The organism is Planctomycetota bacterium, assembly GCA_035574235.1.
Taxonomy (GTDB): domain Bacteria; phylum Planctomycetota; class MHYJ01; order MHYJ01; family JACPRB01; genus DATLZA01.
This window is the reverse complement of sequence record DATLZA010000179.1, coordinates 1-20,475: the sequence shown is the minus strand read 5'-3', so window position 1 is coordinate 20,475 and position 20,475 is coordinate 1. Positions and strand designations below refer to the sequence as shown.

Annotated in this window: 20 protein-coding genes; 13 read left to right on the top strand and 7 right to left on the bottom strand. The window is 70.2% G+C overall.

Annotated features, from left to right (window positions below; all coding sequences use genetic code 11):
- The 3 genes from VNO22_16895 to VNO22_16885 all read right to left on the bottom strand — a co-directional run.
- Positions 1–451: hypothetical protein (locus VNO22_16895; GenBank protein HXG63052.1), on the bottom strand; the 451-nt coding region annotated here is incomplete at its 3' end.
- A gap of 40 nt (positions 452–491) precedes the next feature.
- Complete coding sequence (locus VNO22_16890; GenBank protein ID HXG63051.1) at positions 492–1,010, bottom strand: HIT domain-containing protein; 519 nt, start codon at positions 1,008–1,010, stop codon at positions 492–494.
- Complete coding sequence (locus tag VNO22_16885; protein ID HXG63050.1) at positions 1,007–1,600, bottom strand: hypothetical protein; 594 nt, start codon at positions 1,598–1,600, stop codon at positions 1,007–1,009. Before VNO22_16885 ends, VNO22_16890 begins: the two co-directional genes overlap by 4 nt.
- 90 nt (positions 1,601–1,690) lie before the next feature.
- Between VNO22_16885 and VNO22_16880 the strand changes: the two genes are divergently transcribed.
- On the top strand, positions 1,691–2,512 hold the full coding sequence (locus VNO22_16880; protein HXG63049.1) for a sugar phosphate isomerase/epimerase family protein: 822 nt from the start codon (positions 1,691–1,693) through the stop codon (positions 2,510–2,512).
- 8 nt (positions 2,513–2,520) lie between these two features.
- Here VNO22_16880 and gpmA read toward each other — a convergent pair whose 3' ends face one another.
- Complete coding sequence (gpmA, locus tag VNO22_16875; protein ID HXG63048.1) at positions 2,521–3,282, bottom strand: 2,3-diphosphoglycerate-dependent phosphoglycerate mutase; 762 nt, start codon at positions 3,280–3,282, stop codon at positions 2,521–2,523.
- A gap of 98 nt (positions 3,283–3,380) precedes the next feature.
- Between gpmA and modA the strand changes: the two genes are divergently transcribed.
- The 3 genes from modA to VNO22_16860 all read left to right on the top strand — a co-directional run bounded on the left by modA (position 3,381) and on the right by VNO22_16860 (position 6,943).
- Positions 3,381–4,070, top strand: coding sequence for a molybdate ABC transporter substrate-binding protein (gene modA, locus VNO22_16870; protein HXG63047.1), 690 nt, complete (start codon positions 3,381–3,383; stop codon positions 4,068–4,070).
- Positions 4,071–4,793: 723 nt separating this feature from the next.
- Positions 4,794–5,990: a GAF domain-containing sensor histidine kinase gene (locus VNO22_16865; GenBank protein HXG63046.1), complete on the top strand. Its 1,197-nt coding sequence runs from the start codon at positions 4,794–4,796 to the stop codon at positions 5,988–5,990.
- A 116-nt stretch (positions 5,991–6,106) separates the two neighbouring features.
- Complete coding sequence (locus VNO22_16860) at positions 6,107–6,943, top strand: response regulator (GenBank protein HXG63045.1); 837 nt, start codon at positions 6,107–6,109, stop codon at positions 6,941–6,943.
- Positions 6,944–6,950: 7 nt separating this feature from the next.
- On the opposite strand, the gene VNO22_16855 is transcribed toward VNO22_16860, so the two are convergent.
- The 3 genes from VNO22_16855 to VNO22_16845 all read right to left on the bottom strand — a co-directional run bounded on the left by VNO22_16855 (position 6,951) and on the right by VNO22_16845 (position 9,589).
- Complete coding sequence (locus VNO22_16855) at positions 6,951–7,400, bottom strand: hypothetical protein (protein ID HXG63044.1); 450 nt, start codon at positions 7,398–7,400, stop codon at positions 6,951–6,953.
- Between the two features lie 122 nt (positions 7,401–7,522).
- Positions 7,523–7,930: a response regulator gene (locus tag VNO22_16850; protein ID HXG63043.1), complete on the bottom strand. Its 408-nt coding sequence runs from the start codon at positions 7,928–7,930 to the stop codon at positions 7,523–7,525.
- A 36-nt stretch (positions 7,931–7,966) separates the two neighbouring features.
- Positions 7,967–9,589: a DUF4388 domain-containing protein gene (locus tag VNO22_16845; GenBank protein HXG63042.1), complete on the bottom strand. Its 1,623-nt coding sequence runs from the start codon at positions 9,587–9,589 to the stop codon at positions 7,967–7,969.
- Positions 9,590–9,889: 300 nt separating this feature from the next.
- Between VNO22_16845 and VNO22_16840 the strand changes: the two genes are divergently transcribed.
- The 9 genes from VNO22_16840 to VNO22_16800 form a co-directional block, all read left to right on the top strand.
- Entirely contained in the window at positions 9,890–12,001 is a 2,112-nt protein-coding gene (locus tag VNO22_16840; GenBank protein HXG63041.1) for a polysaccharide biosynthesis tyrosine autokinase, read from the top strand.
- Between the two features lie 58 nt (positions 12,002–12,059).
- Entirely contained in the window at positions 12,060–13,358 is a 1,299-nt protein-coding gene (locus VNO22_16835; protein HXG63040.1) for a hypothetical protein, read from the top strand.
- 2 nt (positions 13,359–13,360) lie between these two features.
- Positions 13,361–14,095 (top strand): acyltransferase, encoded by a 735-nt coding sequence (locus VNO22_16830; protein HXG63039.1) that lies wholly within the window; start codon positions 13,361–13,363, stop codon positions 14,093–14,095.
- Positions 14,067–15,320 carry a glycosyltransferase family 4 protein gene (locus VNO22_16825; GenBank protein ID HXG63038.1) on the top strand — a complete coding sequence of 418 codons (1,254 nt, stop codon included), beginning with the start codon at positions 14,067–14,069 and terminating at the stop codon, positions 15,318–15,320. The genes VNO22_16830 and VNO22_16825 overlap by 29 nt, the downstream gene beginning before the upstream one ends.
- Positions 15,290–16,378: a glycosyltransferase family 4 protein gene (locus VNO22_16820; protein HXG63037.1), complete on the top strand. Its 1,089-nt coding sequence runs from the start codon at positions 15,290–15,292 to the stop codon at positions 16,376–16,378. Before VNO22_16825 ends, VNO22_16820 begins: the two co-directional genes overlap by 31 nt.
- Positions 16,371–17,528, top strand: a complete 1,158-nt coding sequence (locus VNO22_16815) for a DUF1972 domain-containing protein (protein HXG63036.1) — start codon at positions 16,371–16,373, stop codon at positions 17,526–17,528. Before VNO22_16820 ends, VNO22_16815 begins: the two co-directional genes overlap by 8 nt.
- Positions 17,525–18,766: a hypothetical protein gene (locus tag VNO22_16810; protein HXG63035.1), complete on the top strand. Its 1,242-nt coding sequence runs from the start codon at positions 17,525–17,527 to the stop codon at positions 18,764–18,766. The genes VNO22_16815 and VNO22_16810 overlap by 4 nt, the downstream gene beginning before the upstream one ends.
- Positions 18,763–19,905 carry a glycosyltransferase family 4 protein gene (locus VNO22_16805; protein HXG63034.1) on the top strand — a complete coding sequence of 381 codons (1,143 nt, stop codon included), beginning with the start codon at positions 18,763–18,765 and terminating at the stop codon, positions 19,903–19,905. The genes VNO22_16810 and VNO22_16805 overlap by 4 nt, the downstream gene beginning before the upstream one ends.
- On the top strand, positions 19,902–20,475 hold a 574-nt coding region (locus tag VNO22_16800; GenBank protein ID HXG63033.1), incomplete at its 3' end, for a hypothetical protein. The genes VNO22_16805 and VNO22_16800, both read left to right, overlap by 4 nt.

Here is a 20,475-nt window from a genome sequence, read left to right as displayed (position 1 = left end):
GGAGGGGGGGAAGCACGCGGCGCAGGGTGCGGGCCAGGCGTTCGGCGTCGCGCTGCTCGAGGAGGCGTTCGAGTTCGGCCTGGGCGGCGCGGGCGGCCAGGGCCTGAAGGTCGTCCCGCTGGAGAGCGAGATCCTTCAGGGCTTCCGCGACCCGGCGGAGCGTCTCCTCGAAGTCGCCGCGCTCGAAGGCGGCGCGGGCCTCCTGGGCGGCGTTGCCCGTGCGGGGAGCGGCCGCGGACGGACGTTCCGTGAGCGTGACGTCCAGAACGCGCCGCTCGTCGATCGTCTCCACGGCTCCGCCGGGCCGGCGGAGGCGGTAGCGGCCGTTCTCGTATCCCTCGAGCTCTCCCTCCAGGACGGTGCCGTCCTTGAGGGTGATCCGCACGCCCTGGGCGGACACGGGGGCGGGAAGGGCCAGGAGCAGGAGCGCGGCCAGAGCGATCGTTCGCATCGGACGATCTCCACGGGATCGAATCGACGTCCGGGAATAATTATCGGCGCTTGCGGAACGCCCGCTGGAGTTCTTCGTAAAGGGCGTGGAGGTCCTGGGAGATCACCTTCGTCCGGCCCACCGAGGCCATGAAGTTCGCGTCTCCGCTCCAGCGGGGCACCACGTGGAAGTGGACGTGATCGGGAACCCCGGCGCCGGCGGCGCGGCCGAGGTTGATGCCGATGTTGAAGCCGTCGGGGGAGAGGACGCGGGCGAGGACGTCCTTGGCGTCCAGGAGAAGATCGAAAAGCTCGCGGCGCTCCGCGGGGGCCAGGAGGGCGAGATCCCCCTGGTGGGCGTACGGGGCGGCCAGGAGGTGGCCGCTCGTGTAGGGGTACCGGTTCATGACGAGGAAGCACCGTCGGCCGCGGCGGACCACGAGGTGGTCGCGATCCAGATCCTTCCGGGGGGCATACTCGCAGAAGAAGCACGTCTCGGGGGCTTCCTTGCGGGAGGCCTGGCGGAGGTAGGCGCCCCTCCAGGGGGCCCAGAGCCATTCGACGTCGCCGGGTTTCTTCACAGGTACCTGCGGAGCGTCTGTCCGACGAAAAACGGAGCGGTGACCCGCGCCCCGGAGCGGGTGACGGCCTCCACGAGCTTGACGAAGACGGCGCGCGTTTCGACCACGTCCTGCCGGAGGGTGAGGACGTCGGGCTTGCGGACCACGTGGAAAACGGCGGGCCGTCCCCCGTCGTCCACGAGCAGGCCGGCGAAGACCTGAGGCACGGGCGAGAGGGCGTCCCGCACGGGTTCGGGGCGCAGGTCCGCCGCCACGCCCCGGATCCGCCAGACCTTCCCGCGGAAGCGGGAGGGGTCGTCCACGCACGCCTGGAAGTCGAAGTCGCCCGCGGAGAGGGCTTCCACCTCGGCCGGGGGCATGGCGTGCAGCTTGCGCAGGAGGTGCACGTAGATGTGCGCCGGGACGTGGTCGGTGCGGTCCTCGAGGAAGGCGTCGAACCGGTCGGGGCCCTCGGAGATCCACAGCGGCGCCTCGGGGGGGAGGCGCCGTTCCAGTTCCACGATCTCCATGCGGACCGCGGCCAGATCGGAGCGCACGCTGGAGCAGGCGCCGAGCGCGGCGAGGGCCGGCAGCAGGCTGAAACGACGCACGGTTTCGGGATTATAGCAGATTCGGATCTTGCTCCGGAAAAACGACTTCTCTATAGTGGGCGGGCATCGTCCTTCGAAGGGAGGGCCGGCGTGAAGTACGCCATCTGCAACGAGACGTTCACGGATTGGGAATGGGAGCGCATGCTCGACTGCGTGGCCCGGCTGGGGTACGACGGAGTCGAGGTTGCGCCGTTCACGCTGGCCGAAAGCGTCACGGAGGTGGGGCCGCAGCGGCGCCGGGACCTGCGGCGCGCCGCCCAGGCGGCGGGGGTGCCCGTCGTGGGGCTCCACTGGCTTCTGGTGAAGCCCCCGGGGCTCTACATCACGACGCCCGACGACGCGGTGCGGCGCCGGACGGCCGAGTACTTCGTGGAGCTGGCGCGGTTCTGCGCGGACCTCGGAGGACGCGTGATGGTCGTGGGGTCTCCGAAACAGCGCAACCTTCTGCCCGGGGTCACGCGGGAGCGCGCCTTCGCCTACGCGCGGGAGGTGTTCGAATATGCGCTTCCGGAAGCGGAGCGCTGCGGGGTGACGATCGCCATTGAGCCGCTCACGCCGCGCGAGACGAACTTCATCACCACGGCCGCCGACGGGGTCGAGCTCGTGGAGGCGATCGGCCACCCGCGCTTCAAGCTGCATCTGGACGTCAAGGCCATGAGCGGCTCGGAGACGCGGCCCTTGCCGGAGGTGATCCGCTCGAGCGCGCGCCACTTGGCGCACTTCCACGCCAACGATCCGAACCTTCTGGGCCCCGGCATGGGCGAGGTGGACCATCGGCCCATCCTGCGCGCCCTCAGGGACGCCGGCTATGGCGGCTACGTCTCGGTCGAGGTGTTCGACTACCGTCCGGGCGCCGAAACGATCGCTCGCCAGAGCATCCACTATCTGCGGCAGGCGGAGGCGCTGGCGTAGCGGGCGCGTCACGCGGGGCCGGCCGGGGCGGCCTTTCCCTGCTTTTCGACCGCCTGGAGCGCCTGCGCCAGACGCGCGGGGTCCGCCAGGTAGAAGTGGCGCAGGGGCTTGAGCGTGTCGTCGAGCTCGTAGACGAGCGGGATGCCCGTGGGGATATTGAGCTCGACGATGTCACGGTCCGAGATTCCGTCGAGGTACTTGACCAGGGCGCGCAGGGAATTGCCGTGGGCGGCGATCACGACGCGCCGTCCCTGCCGGATCTCGGGGGCGATCCGGTCGTGCCAGAGCGGGAGGAACCGTCGGACGGTGTCCTTGAGGCATTCGGTCAGGGGGATTTCGTCGGGTTGGAGTCCCGCGTAGCGGGGGTCGCGGCCGGGGTAGTGGGGATGGTCCTTGGAGAGGGGCGGGGGCGGCACGTCGTAGCTGCGGCGCCAGATCTTGACCTGCTCCTCCCCGTACTGGGCCGCGGTTTCCGCCTTGTTGAGGCCCTGGAGCGCGCCGTAGTGGCGCTCGTTGAGGCGCCAGTCCTTGTGCACGGGGATCCACATGAGGTCCATCTCCTCGAGCACGACCCAGAGGGTTTTGATCGCGCGCTTGAGGAGGGAGGTGAAGGCGAGATCGAAGACGAAGCCTTCCTTCTTCAGGATGCGTCCCGCTTCGGCCGCTTCCGCCAGCCCGCGTTCGCTCAGGCCGACGTCCACCCAGCCGGTGAACCGGTTTTCCTTGTTCCAGACGCTCTCGCCGTGGCGGATGAGCACCAAGCGCTTCATGGACGGGCCTCCGGGATGAAGATAAGGTTTCCGCTAGTATAGGAAGCGACGGGCCCTTCGGAAAGATTCGGGCGAGGCGCGTCGGAGGAGACCGGAGGATGATGCGCATAAGGACGGTCATCATGGTCGCCGCGGGACTTCTGGGGTGCGGGGCTCCGCGCGAGCCGGAGGTGCAGGTCTTTGCGGCGGCGAGTCTGCGCGAGGTGCTGGAAGAGATCGCGTCCGTCTGGAGCGGTCGCGCCGGGCGGGGGGTGCGGTTTCAGTTCGAGGCGACCTCGACGCTGGCCCGCCAGGTGGAGCAGGGGGCGCCGGCGGACGTCTTCGCGGCGGCGGCTCCGGAGTGGCTCGACCGGCTGCGTCCGCTGGAGCGGTACGACTGGCTTTCGAACCGGCTGGTGCTCGTGGTGCCCCGGGAGGCTCCGGATCCGGATCTGGGGAAGCTCCGAAGTTTGGCTTTGGCGGGCGAACAGGTGCCGGCGGGGCGATATGCGCGCGCCGCCCTGGATCGGCTGGGGGTGCGGTTGCCGGACCGGGTGATTTATGGGGCGCACGTGCGGGACGTTCTTTCGAAGGTGGCTCAGGGCGGGGCCGAGGCGGGAGTGGTGTACGCCACGGACGCGCGGATGGACCCGCGGGTGCGGGTGGGGTATGTGTTCCCGGCCGAGAGCCATCCGAAGATCGTGTATGCCGTGGGTCTGCTCCGGCCCGGCGGGAAGCCTTTCTTTGCGGCGCTTCGGGAAGAATGGGCTCAGGAGATCGCCCGCCGTCATGGGTTCGCGGCCTTTTGACGCGGGCGCGGCGCTTCCGGAGGAAGGGCCACGACTTTGGCGGTCGGGGCCACGAAAGTGTTCCTTCCGGAGAGGCCCTCCCGGGGAGTTCCCTTTGGCATCCGGTTTGCTCTTGTTCCATCGGCTTTGCCGGGGTGGCGCGAAGGAGGCGAGGCCGAAGGAGGTTTCCGTGAAAAGCCCGTGGGTCGATCGGTCCGAGGCGATGACGTTGCTCACCTTGAGGGATGCCGTCGGCGCGGCCTGCGGGCGTCTGGCGCGCGCCTACATCGAGCGCGACTGGGAAAAGATCGAAGCGCTGTGTCGGGATCTCCGGGAGCTTTGGGAAGCGATCGATCGCGGTTCCGGCATTCCGATGCGGCCGCCCGTGGATTCTTTGGGAGAAACCCCCCGGGCAGGGGAGAGAACCCGTACCTCTTCACCAACCCTTACCCCTCTCCCCTGTTCTTAAAATTCTCCGTTTCCCCGTCGCCGTGCGTCGCGTGGGACATCCTTGAGGTGCGACCGGGGACGGGAGGCGGCGCCGGCGGGGCCGGGGCGCGGAGCGAGCCCCCGGCCCCCCGCCCTCCTCGCGCGGAGCGATACTCCGCGGGGGCCTCTTGAAACGTTCGGTATAATACGACAAACCTTCCTTCGACTTCGCTGTTTCAGGCGGGGGAAACTGTGGGAAAGATGGCCGCTCATGATCCCGACTGTCCGGATTCTCCGCCGGCGTCGGACGTGCTGGTGAGAACGTTGCGGGAGGTGGTTTCCTCCCGCGAGCCTTCCCACGTTCGCCGGACGGTGCTCCGGGCGGTGCGGGAGCTGACGGGGGCGGACGGAGCGGCCTTCGTGCTGAGGGAAGGGAACGAGGTTTTCTATGTCGAGGAGGACGCGATCGCCCCGCTGTGGAAGGGGCGGCGGTTTCCCATCGAGCGGTGCGTTTCGGGGTGGTCGATCCTTCGCGGTTCGCCGGTGGCGATCGAGGACGTGCTCGAGGATCCGCGGGCACCGCAGGACGCGTACCGGCGGACCTTCGTGCGGGGGCTGGCGCTTGTTCCGGTGCGCGTGCCGGATCCGATCGGGGCGCTGGGGGCCTACTGGGCCCGGCGGCACGCGGCCGGCGAGAGGGAGCTGCGTCTCCTGGAGGCCCTGGCGGAAGCGGCGGCGCTGGCGGTGGAAAACCTTAAGCTCTTCCGTCAGGCGCAGGAAGCGGCGCAGGTGCGGGACGAATTCGTGAGCGTCGCGTCGCATGAGCTGAAGATTCCGATTACGGCGCTGGAGATCGAGCTTCAGGCGTTGTTCGAGGGGCTTCAGGCGGGGCGCGTCGGGGGGCTTTCCGGGGACGCCGTGGAGCGTCTTCTGGAGCGCCTCGAGGCGGCGCGGGACCACGGCGAGCGTCTGGAGGACATGGTCAACAACCTGCTGGACGCCTCGCGGATCGCCGCGGGCAAGCTGGCGTTCAGCCCGGAGCCGCTGGATCTGCAGGCGGCGGCCGAGCGGGCGGTCCGGCGGTTCGAGGGGCTGGCGCGCCTCACCGGGAGCGCCGTTCGGCTCGAAGGCGACGGGCCGGTGAGGGGGCGCTGGGGAAGGTTGGGGATCGACCAGATTCTGGCCAATCTTCTTTCGAACGCGCTGAAGTTCGGGCAGGGGAAGCCGGTCGAGGTGCGGGTCGAGGAAGATGCGGCCCGGCGCGTCGCGCGGATCGTGGTTCGGGACCAGGGCGTGGGCATTCCGCCGGAGGCGCAGGAGCGCCTTTTCACGCGCTTCGGGCGCCTGGACACGCAGGCGCGCGTGGCCGGCCTGGGGCTCGGGCTCTACATCGTGCGGACCATCGCGGAGGCGCACGGGGGAAGCGTTCGTCTCGAGAGCGCGCCGGGGCGGGGATCCACCTTCACGGTCGAGCTTCCGGTGGAGAGCGCTCCTTCGGGTCCGGGAGCGTGAGGAGAGGGAAGAGGTTCTTGACCGGCCGACGCGGGGGGGTATCATCCCTCGTGAGGGAGACCGGGGCGGGGAGGAAGGAGTCCGGGAAGCCGTCTCTCTGAAAAACGGGGTGCCTCATGATGGGATCCAGTCCGCTGACGGTTCTCCTGGTCGAAGGCGATCCGGATCAGGCGATCCGCTTCCATCGGGCGCTGGAGTCCCTGGGACGGGCGGATGCCCTGGTGGGTGTCGTCCGTGACGTCGACGAGGCGCTCGCCTATCTTTCGGGTCAGGGGCAGTTCCGGGACCGCGCCCGCCACCCTCTGCCGCGGCTGGTTCTCCTGGATCCCGAACTGCCGTCGGGGTCGGGCCTGGAGGTGCTCCGGTGGATGCGCCGGCATCCGGACCTGCGTCTGATCCCCGTCGTGGTCTGGGCAGGCACCGAGAAAACGTCCGTCATGAACCGGGCCTATGAGTGGGGGGCCAACTCCTTCATCCTGAAACCGTCCGATTCGGCGGCGGCGGTGGCTCTCGTGGAGCGCCTGCTGACCTACTGGGGGGTCACGAGCATGATCCCGGAGACCGCTTCGCCCCCTTCGACGGCGGCGGGGCGGCCGCCTTCCCGTGTGCTTTTGGTCGAGGACGACCCGGCGACCCGCGCGGCCCTGGGTTCGTTGCTCGAGGAACGCGGGTACCGTGTGCTTCGGGCCGCCGACGGGAGGGAGGCGATCGAGCTGCTCCGGGCCACTCCCGACGTTCGGGTGGTGATCCTGGATCTGGTGCTTCCCGTGATGGACGGATGGCGGTTCCGTGCGGAGATGAGCGCGGATCCGAAGCTCGCTTCGATTCCGGTGGTGGCCATTTCGGCGTACGGCGACCGCGTGGCGGCCAATCCTCTTCCCGGGGTGGACTACTTCGACAAGCCCCTCAAGCTCGACGCCTTCTTCGAGAGCATCCGCCGGCACTGCGCGTGAAGACGCTTCAGGATTGCGGGCTCCGGTTGAATTCCAGCCAGTAGGCGATCAGGTCGCGGAGCCGCTCCGCGAGCATCTCGGCGTCCTGGGGAAGCACGACGTAGGAATTGGCGCCGGACGTGTAGGCCCAGCGCACGATGTCGCCGGAGGGGGAACGGCCCAGGAGGACGATGGGGAGGGCCCGCGTCGTCGGACGATGGCGCAGGAAGCTCATGAGGGCCGACGCCCGCAGGCGCGACACGCTCAAGTCGAGCAGGACGATGGCCGGGAGGGGATACCTTCGCCGGTCCCGGTAGAAGCCCCGTCCCTCGAAGTAGAGTTCCGCGTGGCGGGTGCCGGCCACGGCGACGACGGGATTCAGGATGCCCAGCTTCCGGAGGGCGTCCTGAAGGGAATCGCGCGCGCGGACGGTGGCGGCGACCAGCAGGATGGGGGCTCGGGCGAGGGAGGGGCGCACGGCGGACTTCCGTCGGCGGTTGCGTGATCCAACCATAGTTCAAAAGTCCGGCGCTTCTTTGATGGGCATTATAGCCCATTCCCGGGCTCCGCGCATGGATCGGTTAAGGAGGGTGCGAACGATCAGCCCACTTTCTGGGTGGATCGCTGCGGCTCCTCATCCAACGGGGCCCATCGACGGACTTTCTCCACCAGCCGCGACAGCGGGAAGGGCTTGGGGAGAACGTCCACCGCGCCCACTTCTTCGGCCTTCTGCTGAAGTTCGTCGCGCGGGCAGGCGGACATGAGGATAACGGGGGGCTCCTGAAGGGCGGGCCATTCGCGGAGCAAGCCGGACAGGAGCACCCCGTCCATTCCCGGCAGGCCCACGTCCAGAAGCACCAGGTCCGGGCGTTCTCTGCGGATGAGACCCACGGCGGTCAGCCCGTCGTAGGCCACGAGCACGCGGTACCCGGCGACCTTGAGCGCCTCGGCCGCCAGGAAGGCCAGGTTCCGACTGTCTTCCACGATCAGCACCTGCCGGGACTTCATGGCGTTCCCCTTTCCCAAAAGGAGGATGTCCGCCCTCTAGGCCGCCGTTTGGGGCTGGGGCGCATCCTCATTGCGAATTCTCTCCTCTGCTTCAACCTCCGGCACCGGGCGCCGAAGCGCGTCCCCGCGGCGGCGGAACATGGCGGCCCGCTTTGCCTTTCCGCGGGATTCGGCCAGTTCGGCCAGCCGGTCGTAGAGTCGCGCGGCCTGAGGCCAGCGGCCCTCCTCTTCGAGGCCGACCGCGCATTCGGCCAGGACTCTCTCGTCCCGGGGGGCCATCGCGGCGGCCCCTTCAAAGAGGCGCACGGCCCGCTCCGGATCGCCCCCGGCCACCTCCTTTCTCGCCAGGGCCGCCAGCTCCCTCGGGGGAAGCAGGCGCGCCCGTCCCGACCTCAAGGCGTCCATGAGGGCGCGGAAGACCTCGAGGCGCGGCTGGTCCGATGCTTCGATGATCTCGCGCACGGTGCGGTGGCCGTCCAAAAGCGCGCCCGCGGGTGCAGGGGGGGACGGGGCCTCGCCGGCGCCCGTGGGTTCCAGGACGCAGTCGACGGTGGGAAGGCTGCGGCTGATTTCGGCCCACTCGTCCGCCCGGTGGACGGCTTCCAGGAGGAGCGGCGTCACGTCCAGCGCGAGCTCGAGCGCCCGATTCGTCGGATCGAGAAGTTCGTGGACCGGCGGTCCGTCGATGAAACGGAACGAGGCTCCGTGCCAGAGGAAGAGGTCCCAGATCTCCTCTTCCACCTGGCGGCGCAGCGCGTCGGCAAGCTCCTCGCCCGTGATCAGGCCCATGCCGACGAGCACGTCGCCCAGGCGGCGCGCGGAATCCCGGTGGCGCCGCATGATGTCCTCGAGCTGCGTGCGCGTGATCCGCCCGCGGCGAACGAGGATCTCGCCCACCCGCAGGCCCTTTCGACGGCCGGAAGACAGGAGGCGCACGCATCCGTCCCCGAAGTAGATCGACTTGCGGCTCTCCCCATCCCACAGGACGAGCGTTCCCTTCCGCCGGCCGACCGAGAGCATCTGGAACACATCGACCAAGCTGACGGCGTCGAGGGTGCCCTCCATCGTCAGGCCCGCTGGAGCCTCCGCGCCCGCGGCGCCGTCGGCCGGGGCCCCTTCCGAAAGGCCGGCTTCGCAATCGATGTCCACCGCCAGGACGCGCTGTTTGATCTCATCCGCTTTCCGCGCATCGCCCAGGGCGCGGAGCAGATTCCAGTAGTCCAGGTAGAGCCCCACGTTGAAGCGGCTGAGAGGTTTCCACGCGAGCAGCTCCTCGTACTTTTCCCGGGCCAGGGCGGTCAGGCCCAGGGCCGCGTAACAACGGCCCAGGAGTTCGGCGGCTTCGGCATATCCGGCGTGGTCGGGGGTGAAGGTCTGGAGCTCCCGGGCGGCCTCCGACCAGCGGCCGAGCCCCGCCAGCTCGCGCCCGAGCGCCAGGCGGTTTCCGCAGAGACGCAGGAGCGCGAGGCGCGTTTCCTGGGGAAGGTCGGCCGCCGCGCGCTCCACGAGCCGCCGGGCCGCGGGGAAGCGGAAGCGCGCCATCAGGCAGCGCACGCGCTCCTCGAGGTCCCGGTGGGCGTGCCGTCGGCGGCGCGGACCCAGGGCAAGCCATCGGCCCAGCATGCGGTGCAGCCCGCGGAGCGCGGCCTTCAGGTCCAAGGCGACCTCCCTCGGAGGGTCCACCGGCCCCCCGGAATCCGCTCGTTCGCAAAGGCCGTGCCATCGATCTCCGGAAGGCCCTGCGGCGGCCCGAACGCACATTTGCATCACCCGTCGGAAGGGTTTTCGTGCGGGTGAGTCACATTTTTGTCCCCGGTCATGCAAATTTGATGTTCCGGCCGCCTTTTCCGCGCGGGCTCCCCTCTGGCACGGCCCTTGCGGGAAGAGGCCGGTCGGTTCAGGGGGACGTTCGAGGATCGCCGGGGGGCGGTCCGCCGCCCGGCGGCGGGGGATTCCGGAATGGCGGACGGACGGGACGTCGGGGGGGGCCGGGGCGCGGACGAAATCCCCGCGCTGCGCCGGCTCCTGCTGATCCTTCGGCGCCGCCGCCGGATCCTGGTCGCCGCGTGGATCTTGACCGTCGCCCTCGGGGCGGGCTGGGTTTTGTCCACGACGCCCCTTTACCGTCCCCAAGCCACCCTCGAGATCCGCCCCGAGTCGCCCGTTCTGTCCACGGACGGACAGGACCCCGCCCTTCTGGCCAGCCGCACCCTCTGGGAGAACTACTACCGTACGCAGGAAGCCATCCTGACGAGCGCCTCGCTCCACGCGGACGTTCTCGCTTCGCTGCCCGACGAGCTGCGCGCCGAATATGCCGCCCAGAAGGATCCTCTTCGGGCCTTCGCGCGGCAGGTGCGCGTGGAGCCCGTGCGTTCAAGTTTCATCCTCAAGGTCGGCTTCGTGGATGCCGATCCGCGAAAGGCCACCCAGATCGTCAACGTCCTTGTTTCGCGTTATCTCGAGGAGGTCAACCGCCGTCTCCGGGAACGCCGGGCCGGCACGGCCGAGATGCTGGCCAAGGCGGCCCTGCCCGCCATCCGCCAGGGCGTCGAGGACGCCGAACGCGCCCTCCAGGAATTCCTGGCGCGCAACAGGTTTCTGCCCCCCCAGGACCAGTACGCCGCCCTCCTCGAGTCCCAACGCTCCCTGATGGAACGCCTCACCCGGATCCGGCTGAGTCGGATCGAAACCCGCGCGCGCCTCAAAGCGCTCGAAGGTGCCGCCGAGGGACGCAAAGGGGGCGCATTCAATCCGGCCTTCTCTTCCCGGAATCTGGAAGCGCTGATCGCCCGCCAGGAGGAGGTCGAGTCCGAGCTCGCCCGGAGGCGCGAGGAGCTGCTCGAGGAGCATCCGGCCGTCATCGCCCTGCGGGAGCAACAGGTCCGCCTGAGCGCCAAGATTCAGGACGCCTTGCGCGCGATGCTCGAAGCGCTCGCCGCCCAGCTCGAGGCCGCGGAGGAGGAGGAACGGGCCGTCCAGGGGGAACTCGCCGAGGTCGAACGGAAACTCGGCCACGTCGTCCGGCAGGTTTCCGAATACAAGAGACTTGACGCCCAGCTCGCCGGTGCGCGCGAGCTCTATGCGGCGTATCTGAAGCGGCAGGGCGAAACCGAAGCGACCTCGGGCACCGGTCTGGCTTCCGTGCGGGTGCTCGACCCGGCTCAGATTCCTTCGAAACCCTACGCGCCCGACGTGGCCGTCGTTGTCTCCGTGGCGTTCGTCCTGGGCGCGTTTCTCGGCCTGGGAGCGGTCTTCCTGGCCGAACAGCTGGACGATTCGATCCGCTCGGCTTCCGAAGTCCAGGGATTCCTCGGGCTGGACGTGGTCGGAGCGGTGCCGCCGCTGCGCAGCGCCGAAGGGCCGGCCGACGGCCCGCGGATTCTGTCGGACCGCTCCGCCTTGAGCGAGGTGGAGCCCTTCCGGGTTCTGCGTTCCGAGCTGGTCGCGCGGCTGGAAGGAGTCCGGGGGGGCCGCATGGTGGCGGTTCTTTCGGCCCTGCGCGGTGAGGGAAAGTCCACCGTGGCGGCCAACCTGGCCCGGGCCCTGGCCATGGAGGGGCGCAAGGTGCTCCTCCTGGACGCGGACATGCGGCGGCCGACGGCGATGCGGACGGCCGGCCCGGAGGCGGGGCCGGCCATGGAGCACTTCCTCCGGGGAGAGGTCCCCTTCGAACAGGCGGTCCGACGCGAGGTTCTGGCGGGCGTGGACGTTTTCGGCATGACGGCCGGGACGAACCAGGCGGCCGAGCTGGCGGGTTCGGAGGTCTTCGAGGATGCGTTGCGGCGGGCCCGCGAGGCCTATGAGTACGTCGTTGTGGACACTCCTCCGGTGCTCCAGGCGGCGGAAGCGGCGCTTCTGGCGCGGCGGTGCGACGCGGCGGTGCTCGTGGCCCGGGCGCGCCGGACCGGTCGCGCGGCGGCCCGCTCCGCGCTGCGCCGCCTGACGGGCGCGCGCGCGCCCGTCGTGGGCGCGATCCTCAACGAGGTCGCGGTCCCCTCGGCCGCCGAGGCGGAAGGCTACTACGGTTACGGCCTGGCCTGCGAGGCCGAGGGGGCCGTGGGCGGAGCGTAACATGATCGCTTCGACGGATCTTCGAACGGCAACGGCGCCGCGGGCGGCCGATGGCCGGGTGAGGAACGATCGCGCCGCCTTCCTCGCCCGCCTCCGCCGGGCGCTGGCCTCCGAACGCTACGCCGTTCTCAAGCGCCCGGAAGGGTCGGTCGAGGAACTTCCCGATCGCTCGGACCTGGACCTGGCGGCGGACCGCGCGGCCGCCGATCGCGTCCGGCGGCTGCTGCGGGAGGACCCCGCGGTCGCTCGATTCCGCTGGATCGACGAGCCGCACGCGACCACGGCGCGTGTCTTTTTCCGCGACGGCGGGTTCCTCCAGATCGACCTGGTCTACGCCTTTCTTCGCCGTACGCTCCTGTACCTGGACGCCGGACGCGTCCTCGATTCGGCGCGCCGGGACGCGGACGGCTGGAAAATCGCCGGGCCGGTCGCAAGCTTCGAGTATGTCTTTCTCTTCCACGCACTCAACGGCGCCGCCCTTCCCGATCGGTACCGGCGGCGTTTCGCGCGGCTGGACGCGGCGGACCGCGCCGCGATCCTGGAGCGCTTCTCCGCCGCCTACGGATGGGCCGCGCGCCGGCTGGAGGATCTCTTCGAACCCGGGGAGCAAACCCTGGATCGGATCCGGCGGGCGATCCGGCGGCGGCCCGCGAACGGCCCCTTCCGGCGCCTGATCCGCGCGCTGCGCCGCGCCGCCTGGCTTCTGGCCCCGGGGCGGCGCGCGCCCGTGGTGAGCGTGAGCGGGCCGGACGGATCGGGCAAGTCCACCGTGCTCGACCGGGTGGAGGCGGTCCTCTCGGACCGGTACCGGCTCCGCGTGGCGCGCCTGCGGCATCGGCCGGGAATGCTGCCGATTCTGAGCGCGTGGATCCTCGGCCGGGACGAAGCCGAACGGCGCGCCGCCGCGCGTCCGCCCCGGCGCGGTTCCAACCGGTCGATGCTTTCCTCCCTGGCGCGGTTTCTCTACTACCTTCTCGATTACTGGATCGGTCAGGCGATCGTCCACCTGCGCTACACGGCGCGGGGCGTGGTCGTGCTCTACGACCGCTATTTCTTCGACTTCATCGCCGATCCCGAGCGCAGCAACCTCCGGCTTCCGGCCGCGTGGGTGCGGTTCGTCCGTCCCACGGTCACGGAGCCGGACGTCAACATTCTTCTGCACGCTTCCCCGGCGGCCGTGCGGGCCCGGAAAGACGAGCTCGCCGAGGACGAAATCCGTGACCTGACCGACCGCTACGTGCGCCTCTTCGCCGATCTGGCCGGGGGCCGAGCTCGCGGGCGCTACGCGATGGTGGAGAACGACTCGCTTGACGCCGCGGTCGAGCGGGTCGCGAACCTCATTCTCGCGGAGGTGTGACCGTGGGAGTTCTGATCCGGCGCTCGGTCGAAGCCCTGGTCCGCCGATTCCGCCGGCCGGATTTCATCATCGATCCGTCGGTCGGAGCCGGCGCGGTTCTTTCCCTGGCGTTCGAGCTGGCGCTTTCCTTTCTGCGCGGCCTGCGGGTGCTGTTCGCGGGGAAGATCCCTCGGCTTCTCCTTCTGGGCCGCGGGGTCCGGTTCTTCAACCTGGCCGGCGTCCGGTTCGGCAAAGGGGTCCGCCTCGGCGACGGCGTGTACGTGAGCGCGCTCGGCCGGGAAGGAGTAACGCTGGGCGATCACGTTTCGATCGGGGCCTACAGCCGCCTGGTCGTCTCCACCACGTTCGGCGATCCCGGCCGCGGGATCGAGATCGGGGACCGCGTGGGCATCGGAGAGTTCGCCCACCTGGGCGGGGCGGGGGGGCTGGTCATCGGACCCGATACGATCGCCGGCCCCTACTTGAGCGCGCATCCGGAGAACCACGTTTTCGACGATCCCGGCGCCCTCATCCGCGAGCAGGGGGTCACCCGCCGGGGCATCCGGGTCGGAGCGAACTGCTGGATCGGGGCGAAAGTCACCCTCCTCGACGGGGCCGAGGTCGGCGACAATTGCGTGATCGCCGCGGGAGCGGTCGTGCGGGGGAAGTTTCCCGCGAACGTGGTCCTTGGGGGCGTGCCGGCGCGGATCCTCAAACACCGGAGGACTCATGCGGCGCATCTTGGTCAGCGCGTATGACGTGAATCCCTACCGGGGGTCCGAGTCGGGAATGGGCTGGAACTTCATCCTGCAGGCCGCCCGGCGCCATCGGGTGGAAGCCGTCACGCGGGAAAACAACCGCCCGGACATCGAGCGCTTCGTGCGCGAGAACGGGCTCGATCCCGGGAACCCTCGATTCCACTACTTTGATCTTCCGCGGATCGCCCGCTTCTGGAAGCGCGGCCCCTGGGGGGCTTCCGCCTATTTCTACCTCTGGCAGCTCTTTCTTCCCTTCTTCGTGCGGCGCCGGCGGATCGCCTTCGACCTGGCGCACAACCTGAACTTTCACACGGACTGGGTTCCCTCGTTTCTCTGGCTCCTCGGGAAGCCCCTGGTCTGGGGCCCGGTCGGGCATCACCCTCCGATCCCGGCGGAGTTCCTGCGGCCGTACGGGGTGCGGGCTTACCTGGCCGACCGCGCACGCTGGGCGGTCAAGCGCCTCTTCTGGGCCTGCGATCCCTGGCTGCGCGCGTGCGCGAGGAAGGCGAAGGCGGTCCTCGTGATGAACTCCCGGGTTTCCGGCGTGCTGGACCTGGACCCCCAAAGCGTGGTCCGGTTTCCTTCGGTGGGAACGGAGGATCCGGGTCAGGCCGCGCCGCCGCCGGAGGAACCGTTCACGGTGCTTTCCGTGGGGCGGTTCGTGCCGCTCAAGGGCTTTGACGTGGCGATTCGGGCCTTCGCCCGCGCGGCCGGGGCGCTTGGTCCTTCGGAGCGCGAGCGATTCCGGCTCGTCCTCGTGGGGCGCGGTCCCGCGGAGCCTCTCCTGCGTCGGCTTGCCGCCGGGCTCGGCGTGGAGCGCCGCGTCGAGTTTGTCCCCTGGGTGAAGCGGTCGCTCCTGCCGGATTTCTACCGTCGCGCGTCGGTTTTCCTTTTTCCCTCTCACGAAGGCGCCGGCATGGTCGTGGCGGAGGCTCTGTCCCACGGGCGGCCCGTCCTCTGCTTCGACAACGCCGGTCCGGGCGAGCTGGTGGACGACTCCGCCGGGCTCCGGGTCCCGTACGCGGGCTACGACCGTGCCGTCGAGGCGTTCGCGGCGCACCTGGTGAGGCTCTACCGGAGTCCGGACCTTCGATGTCGGATGTCCGAGGCGGCGCGCCGCCGGTTCGAGGAGGCTTTCGACTGGCGCGTCAAGGGCGCGCGACTCGACGAGATCTATCGGAGCGTGATGGAGCCATGCGCAAGGTGGTCTGCGTGCATCTCCTGAACGATTTCAGCGGCAGCGCGCGCGTTCTGGCCGGCGTCGTGCGCGAGCTGAGCCGCCGCGGCGTCCCGGTGGAGGTCCTGACGAACCGGGGCGGGCGGGGGTTCCTGAGCGACGCGGGCGTTCCCGTGCGGACGTTTCCCTATCGCCGGGGCGGCGGCCTCTGGACGACGCTGACGGCCTATCTCCTGAGCCAGGCGGCGCTCTTCGCGGCGCTTTGGCGTTACCGGCGGGAGGACGTAACCGTCTGCGTGAACACGCTTCTGCCGTTCGGGGCGGCGATGGCGGCCCGGCTCCTCGGCAAGCGCGTGGTCTACTATGTGCACGAGACCTCGCTGCGGCCCCGCCTTCTCAAGAGGGGGCTCCGTTTCGTGGCGGCCCGCACGGCTTCCGCGGCCGTCTTCGTGTCCCGCTACCTGCTGGAGGAGGAGCGGCTGCCGGGCGTCCCCTGCGTTCTGGTTCCGAATTGCCTTCCGGAGGAGCTCGAGGCGGCGGCGCGGCGCCCCGGGGGCGAGCGCCCCGCGGGCGAGCCCCTCAACGTCCTCATGGTCGCTTCCCCGCGGGACTACAAGGGTGTCCCCGAATTCCTGGCCCTGGCGGAGCGGCTGGCGGGAGAGCCGCGGGTCCGGTTCGAGCTGGTTCTCAACGGGACCCGTGAGGAGATCGAAGCCTACCTCCGGCGTCGCCCGCGGCCGGCCAACCTGCGCGTGCACGAGGGCACCGCGGACGTGGCGCCCTTCTATGCGCGCGCGGGACTCGTGCTGAATCTCTCCCGTCCGGACGAATGGGTCGAGACGTTCGGACTGACGATCCTCGAGGCGATGGCCTTCGGCGTTCCGGTCATCGTGCCTCCGGTCGGCGGGCCGCGGGAGCTCGTGGACGACGGGGTCGAGGGCTATCGGATCGAGGGACGGCGCCTGGACGAGCTGGCGCGCGTGATTCTGGAACTGGCCGGCGACCCGGCGCGGCGCCGCCGGATGTCGTCCGCCTGCCGCCGCAAGGCGGCGCAGTTCGGACGGTCCGCGTGGGCGGACCGCGTCGTGGAGGTGCTGCATGCGTAAGCGCGTGGCGGTGATCGGCTCGGTCGGGGTTCCCGCGCGGTACGGCGGCTTTGAGACCCTGGCGCAGAACCTGGCGACCGAGCTGGGATCGCGGGCGGACCTCACGGTGTATTGCGAGGCGCGGCGGTATCCGGACCGGCCGGCCCGCTATCGCGGGGCGCGCCTGGTGTACCTGCCCCTGCGGGCCAACGGGATTCAAAGCGTGCTCTACGACGCGGTCTCGATGCTTCACGCCATGTGGACGCACGACGTGCTTTTGCTGCTGGGCGTCTCGGGGGCGCTGCTGCTGCCCGTCGTGCGGCTTCTGAGCCGCGCCCGCGTGGTCGTCAACATCGACGGTCGCGAGTGGGCGCGGCGGAAGTGGGGCGTGGTGGCGCGTGCCTTTCTGTGGCTGTCGGAGCGCGTGGCGGTGGCCCTGGCGGACCATATTGTGGCCGACAACGCCGCGATCCGGGCGGATGTCCGGGCGCGCTACGGGCGCAAGGCGGCGCTCATCGAATATGGCGCGGACCACGCCCGGCGGGTCGCTCCCACACCGCAGGACGTCGAGACCTATCCTTTCCTGGGCGGGCCGTACGCCTGCACGGTGTGCCGCGTGGAGCCGGAGAACAACCTTCACGTGATCCTGGAGGCCTTCCGGGAGCGCGCGGACCTCCCTCTGGTCGCCGTGGGAAATTGGAACGACACGGAATACGGCCGGACGCTGCGGCGGCGGTACGGCGCGTTTCCGCACCTTCGTCTGCTCGACCCGATGTACGACCGCCGGGTCGATCTGCTGAGGTCCTCCTGTGCGGTGTACGTCCACGGGCATTCGGCGGGAGGTACCAACCCCTCGCTCGTCGAGGCCATGTTCCTGGGCCGGCCCGTGATCGCGTTCGACGTGATCTACAACCGCGAGACGACGGAACATCGGGCGCTTTATTTCCGCGACGCCAAAGAACTTCGCGAGCTTCTGGCTCCCGAGCGCAGAGGGACATGGCCCTCCCTGGGCGAGCTGCTCCGGCGGATCGCCGAGCGCCGGTACACGTGGGGTCGCGTGGCGGCCCGCTACCTGGGCCTCCTGGACGGCGAGGCTCCCTCGAAGCGGGCCGCGCCGCGGCCGTCGCCGGTCACGGAGGTGCGCCCGGCGGGGATGGGGGGGCGGATATGACGGGGGTTCGCTGTCCACGGGGCGCGCCGTTTCCGTGGGCGTTCGGAGCGGCGCTGGCGGACCAGGCCCTGGTCAGCGGGTGCGCCTTCTTGCTGTCGATCCTCCTCCTGCGAGGCGCCGGGCCGGAGGGGTACGGAGTTTTCGTTCTGAGCTGGGCGGCGGTGACCTTTCTGAGCGCCCTGCACCAGGCGCTCGTGATCGCGCCGGTGCTCACGCGACTTCCGAAGAAGTCCGTCGAGGAGGGCGCGCGGATGGAAGGGGCGTACGTCGTCGTTCACCTGGGGTTCGTCCTTCTGGCCGGCGTGGCGCTCGGGACGGCCGCGGGGTTTCTGGGCGGGGACGCCGCGGAGCTGGCCTTTCCTCTGGCGGCGGCCGGCGCGGCGTTCCTGGCCCAGGATGGGGCGCGTCGGATGCTTTTCGCCCGTGCGCGGGCGGTTCGCGCGCTGGCCGTGGACGCGTTGGCCTACGGCGGTCAGGTGGCGGCGGCGGGGCTGCTGGGCGGGGCGGGCGCGGCACGGCCGGCGGCGGTCCTGTGGGTCACGGCGGCGAGTTTCGGGGGAGCGGCCGTCTGGGCGCTGGCGCTCCTGCGGCCCGTCGTCGGCGGAGGGCGCGACGCGGCCGCGGCGCTTCGGGAGAACTGGTCGTTCTCCAGGTGGATGCTGGCGACGGCGGCGGCACAGTGGTTCTCGGGGACTCTTTTCCTCGTGGTCGCGGGATCCGTGCTGGGGACGGCCGCGGCGGGGGTTGTGCGGGCCGCGCAGAACCTGGTGGGAGCCACGCATGTGATCTTCCTGGCGCTCGAGAACCACCTGCCCGTGCGTGCGGCCGCGATCCTGGCCCGCGAGGGACGCCGGGCCATGTTGAGCTACGTGGGCCGGGTGGCCCGCCGGGTGGGAAGCGTAGTGGTGCTTTATCTGGCGGCGGTGGGCGCGGCGCCTTCGTTCTGGATGGAGCTGGCGTACGGGCCGGATCTGGCTTCGCACGGGCACGTGCTGGCCTGGTTCGCCGCCCTTTACGGGCTCGTTTTCGCCGGGACGCTTCTGCGGTTCGTGGCCCGGACGCTGGAGGAGACGGCGCTGTGCTTCCGAGGCTCGCTTCTGGCCGGCGCCGCGGGCGCGGCGGCGGTGTTCCCGCTGGCGGGGCGGTGGGGCGTGACGGGCGTCCTCGTCGCTCTGACGCTGGCCCAGGCGGCCGCCGCGGCCTCCCTGGCGGCGGGAATTTGGAAGGCGCTGCGATGAAGGTCGTCCACCTGGCGCTCGGGAAGGCGAACCCTGCCCGGATGAACGGGGTAAACGTCGCCGTCCACGCGCTGGCGACCCATCAGCGGCGGGCGGGCATCCCGGCCGAGGTGTGGGGCCTGACCCGGACGCCGGAAGCGGACGCCGGGCCGCCGCGCGAGTATCCGTTGCGGCTCTTCCCGCGTCCGGGGATGCCGCTCGCGCTCCCGGCGGGGCTGCGGGAGGCGCTCGACGGCCTGGGCGCGGACGCCGTCGTTCACTTCCATGGCGGATTCGTTCCGTTTTTCTATCCGATCGCCCGGCATCTGGCGGCGACCGGCCGCCCGTACCTTCTGACGCCGCACGGGGCGTACAACCGCCGCGCCATGGAGAAGGGGGGGGTGTGGAAGAAACTCTACACGGCGCTTTTCGAGCGCCCGCTCGTGCGCGGCGCGGCGTCGGTTCACTGCGTGGGTCGGAGCGAAGCGGAAGAGCTTCCCCGGCGGTTCGGACCGGTCCCGTGGTTCGTCGTTCCCAACGGACACGAGCCCGGACGGGTCTTCCAAGGATCGGGGAAGGCCGCACGAAGCGGCCGGCCGCTTCTGGGGTACTGCGGGAGAATCGACATGCGCGCCAAGGGATTGGACGTGATGGCGAAGGCGTTCGCCGCCTACCGGGCGGGAGGAGGGACAGGGACGCTCTGGATCATCGGGGATGGCCCGGACTTGCCCAGGCTGAAGCGCGCGCTCGGGGACGGCGACGCCGCCGTCTTCTGGGGCGCCCGTTTCGGAGAGGAGAAGGAGCGTCTCCTGGCCGAACTCGACGCGTTCGTGTACCCTTCGCGCCACGAGGGGTTCCCCATGGGGGTGCTCGAGGCGGCGGCGTTGGGGTGCTGCCTGATCGTCTCGCAGGAGACCAATGCCGGAGAATACGTGCGCCGGCACGGCGCCGGGTTCGTGCTGCGCGAGGGAAGCGCCGAAGAGCTTCGCGCGGCGTTCTGGGAGCTTGAGGCCGCCGGACGGCGCGGAGGGTGGGCGGCCTTCGGCGCGGCCGCCCGGCGGATGATCGAGGAGGACCTCAACTGGTCCCGTGTGGTTCGCGACCTGGTTCCGCACTACCGGGAGGCGTTGGAGCGTTGGACGGCCGGGAGGGGGGCATGAGGGGAGCGGCGGCGGCCGGATCGATCGCGGCCCTCATTCTGTCGGCCCGGCTGATCGGCTGCTTCTCGCTGGGCGAAGAGCCGACCGGGACGCGGACGGTGAAGGTGGCGTTCCGGCTGGCGTCGTTGGCGGTGTGTGTCGGAGTTGCGATGACGGCGGCGATGCTTCCGGCGGGTCGGCCGCGCACGCAGCTGCGCGTCCGGGCGCCGGGGCCGGTTCTGGCCTACGGCGCGGTCCTGACCCTGGCGATCGCGTCGATCCTTTACAGCTCTTCGCCCGGAGACTCCGCGCTTCAGGCGGCCATGTATCTCGAGAGCCTGTGCTTCGCGGTGGCGTTCGATCGCATGCTGGCCGTGCTGCGGATCCGGGACGCGCTTGCTTCGATCCTGGCGGCATCGGTCGCCGGGATCGTGCTCTGGATGCTCTGGGGAGCCTGGGTCGAGCCCGAGCGCTTCCTCCGCCGGACGCATGGAGGGGAAGTGGCGCGCCTGGGCGGATTCCTGATGAATCCGAACGAGGTCGGTCTTCTCATGGCGGTCGGGCTGGGTCAGATTCTCGTGACCGCGTCTT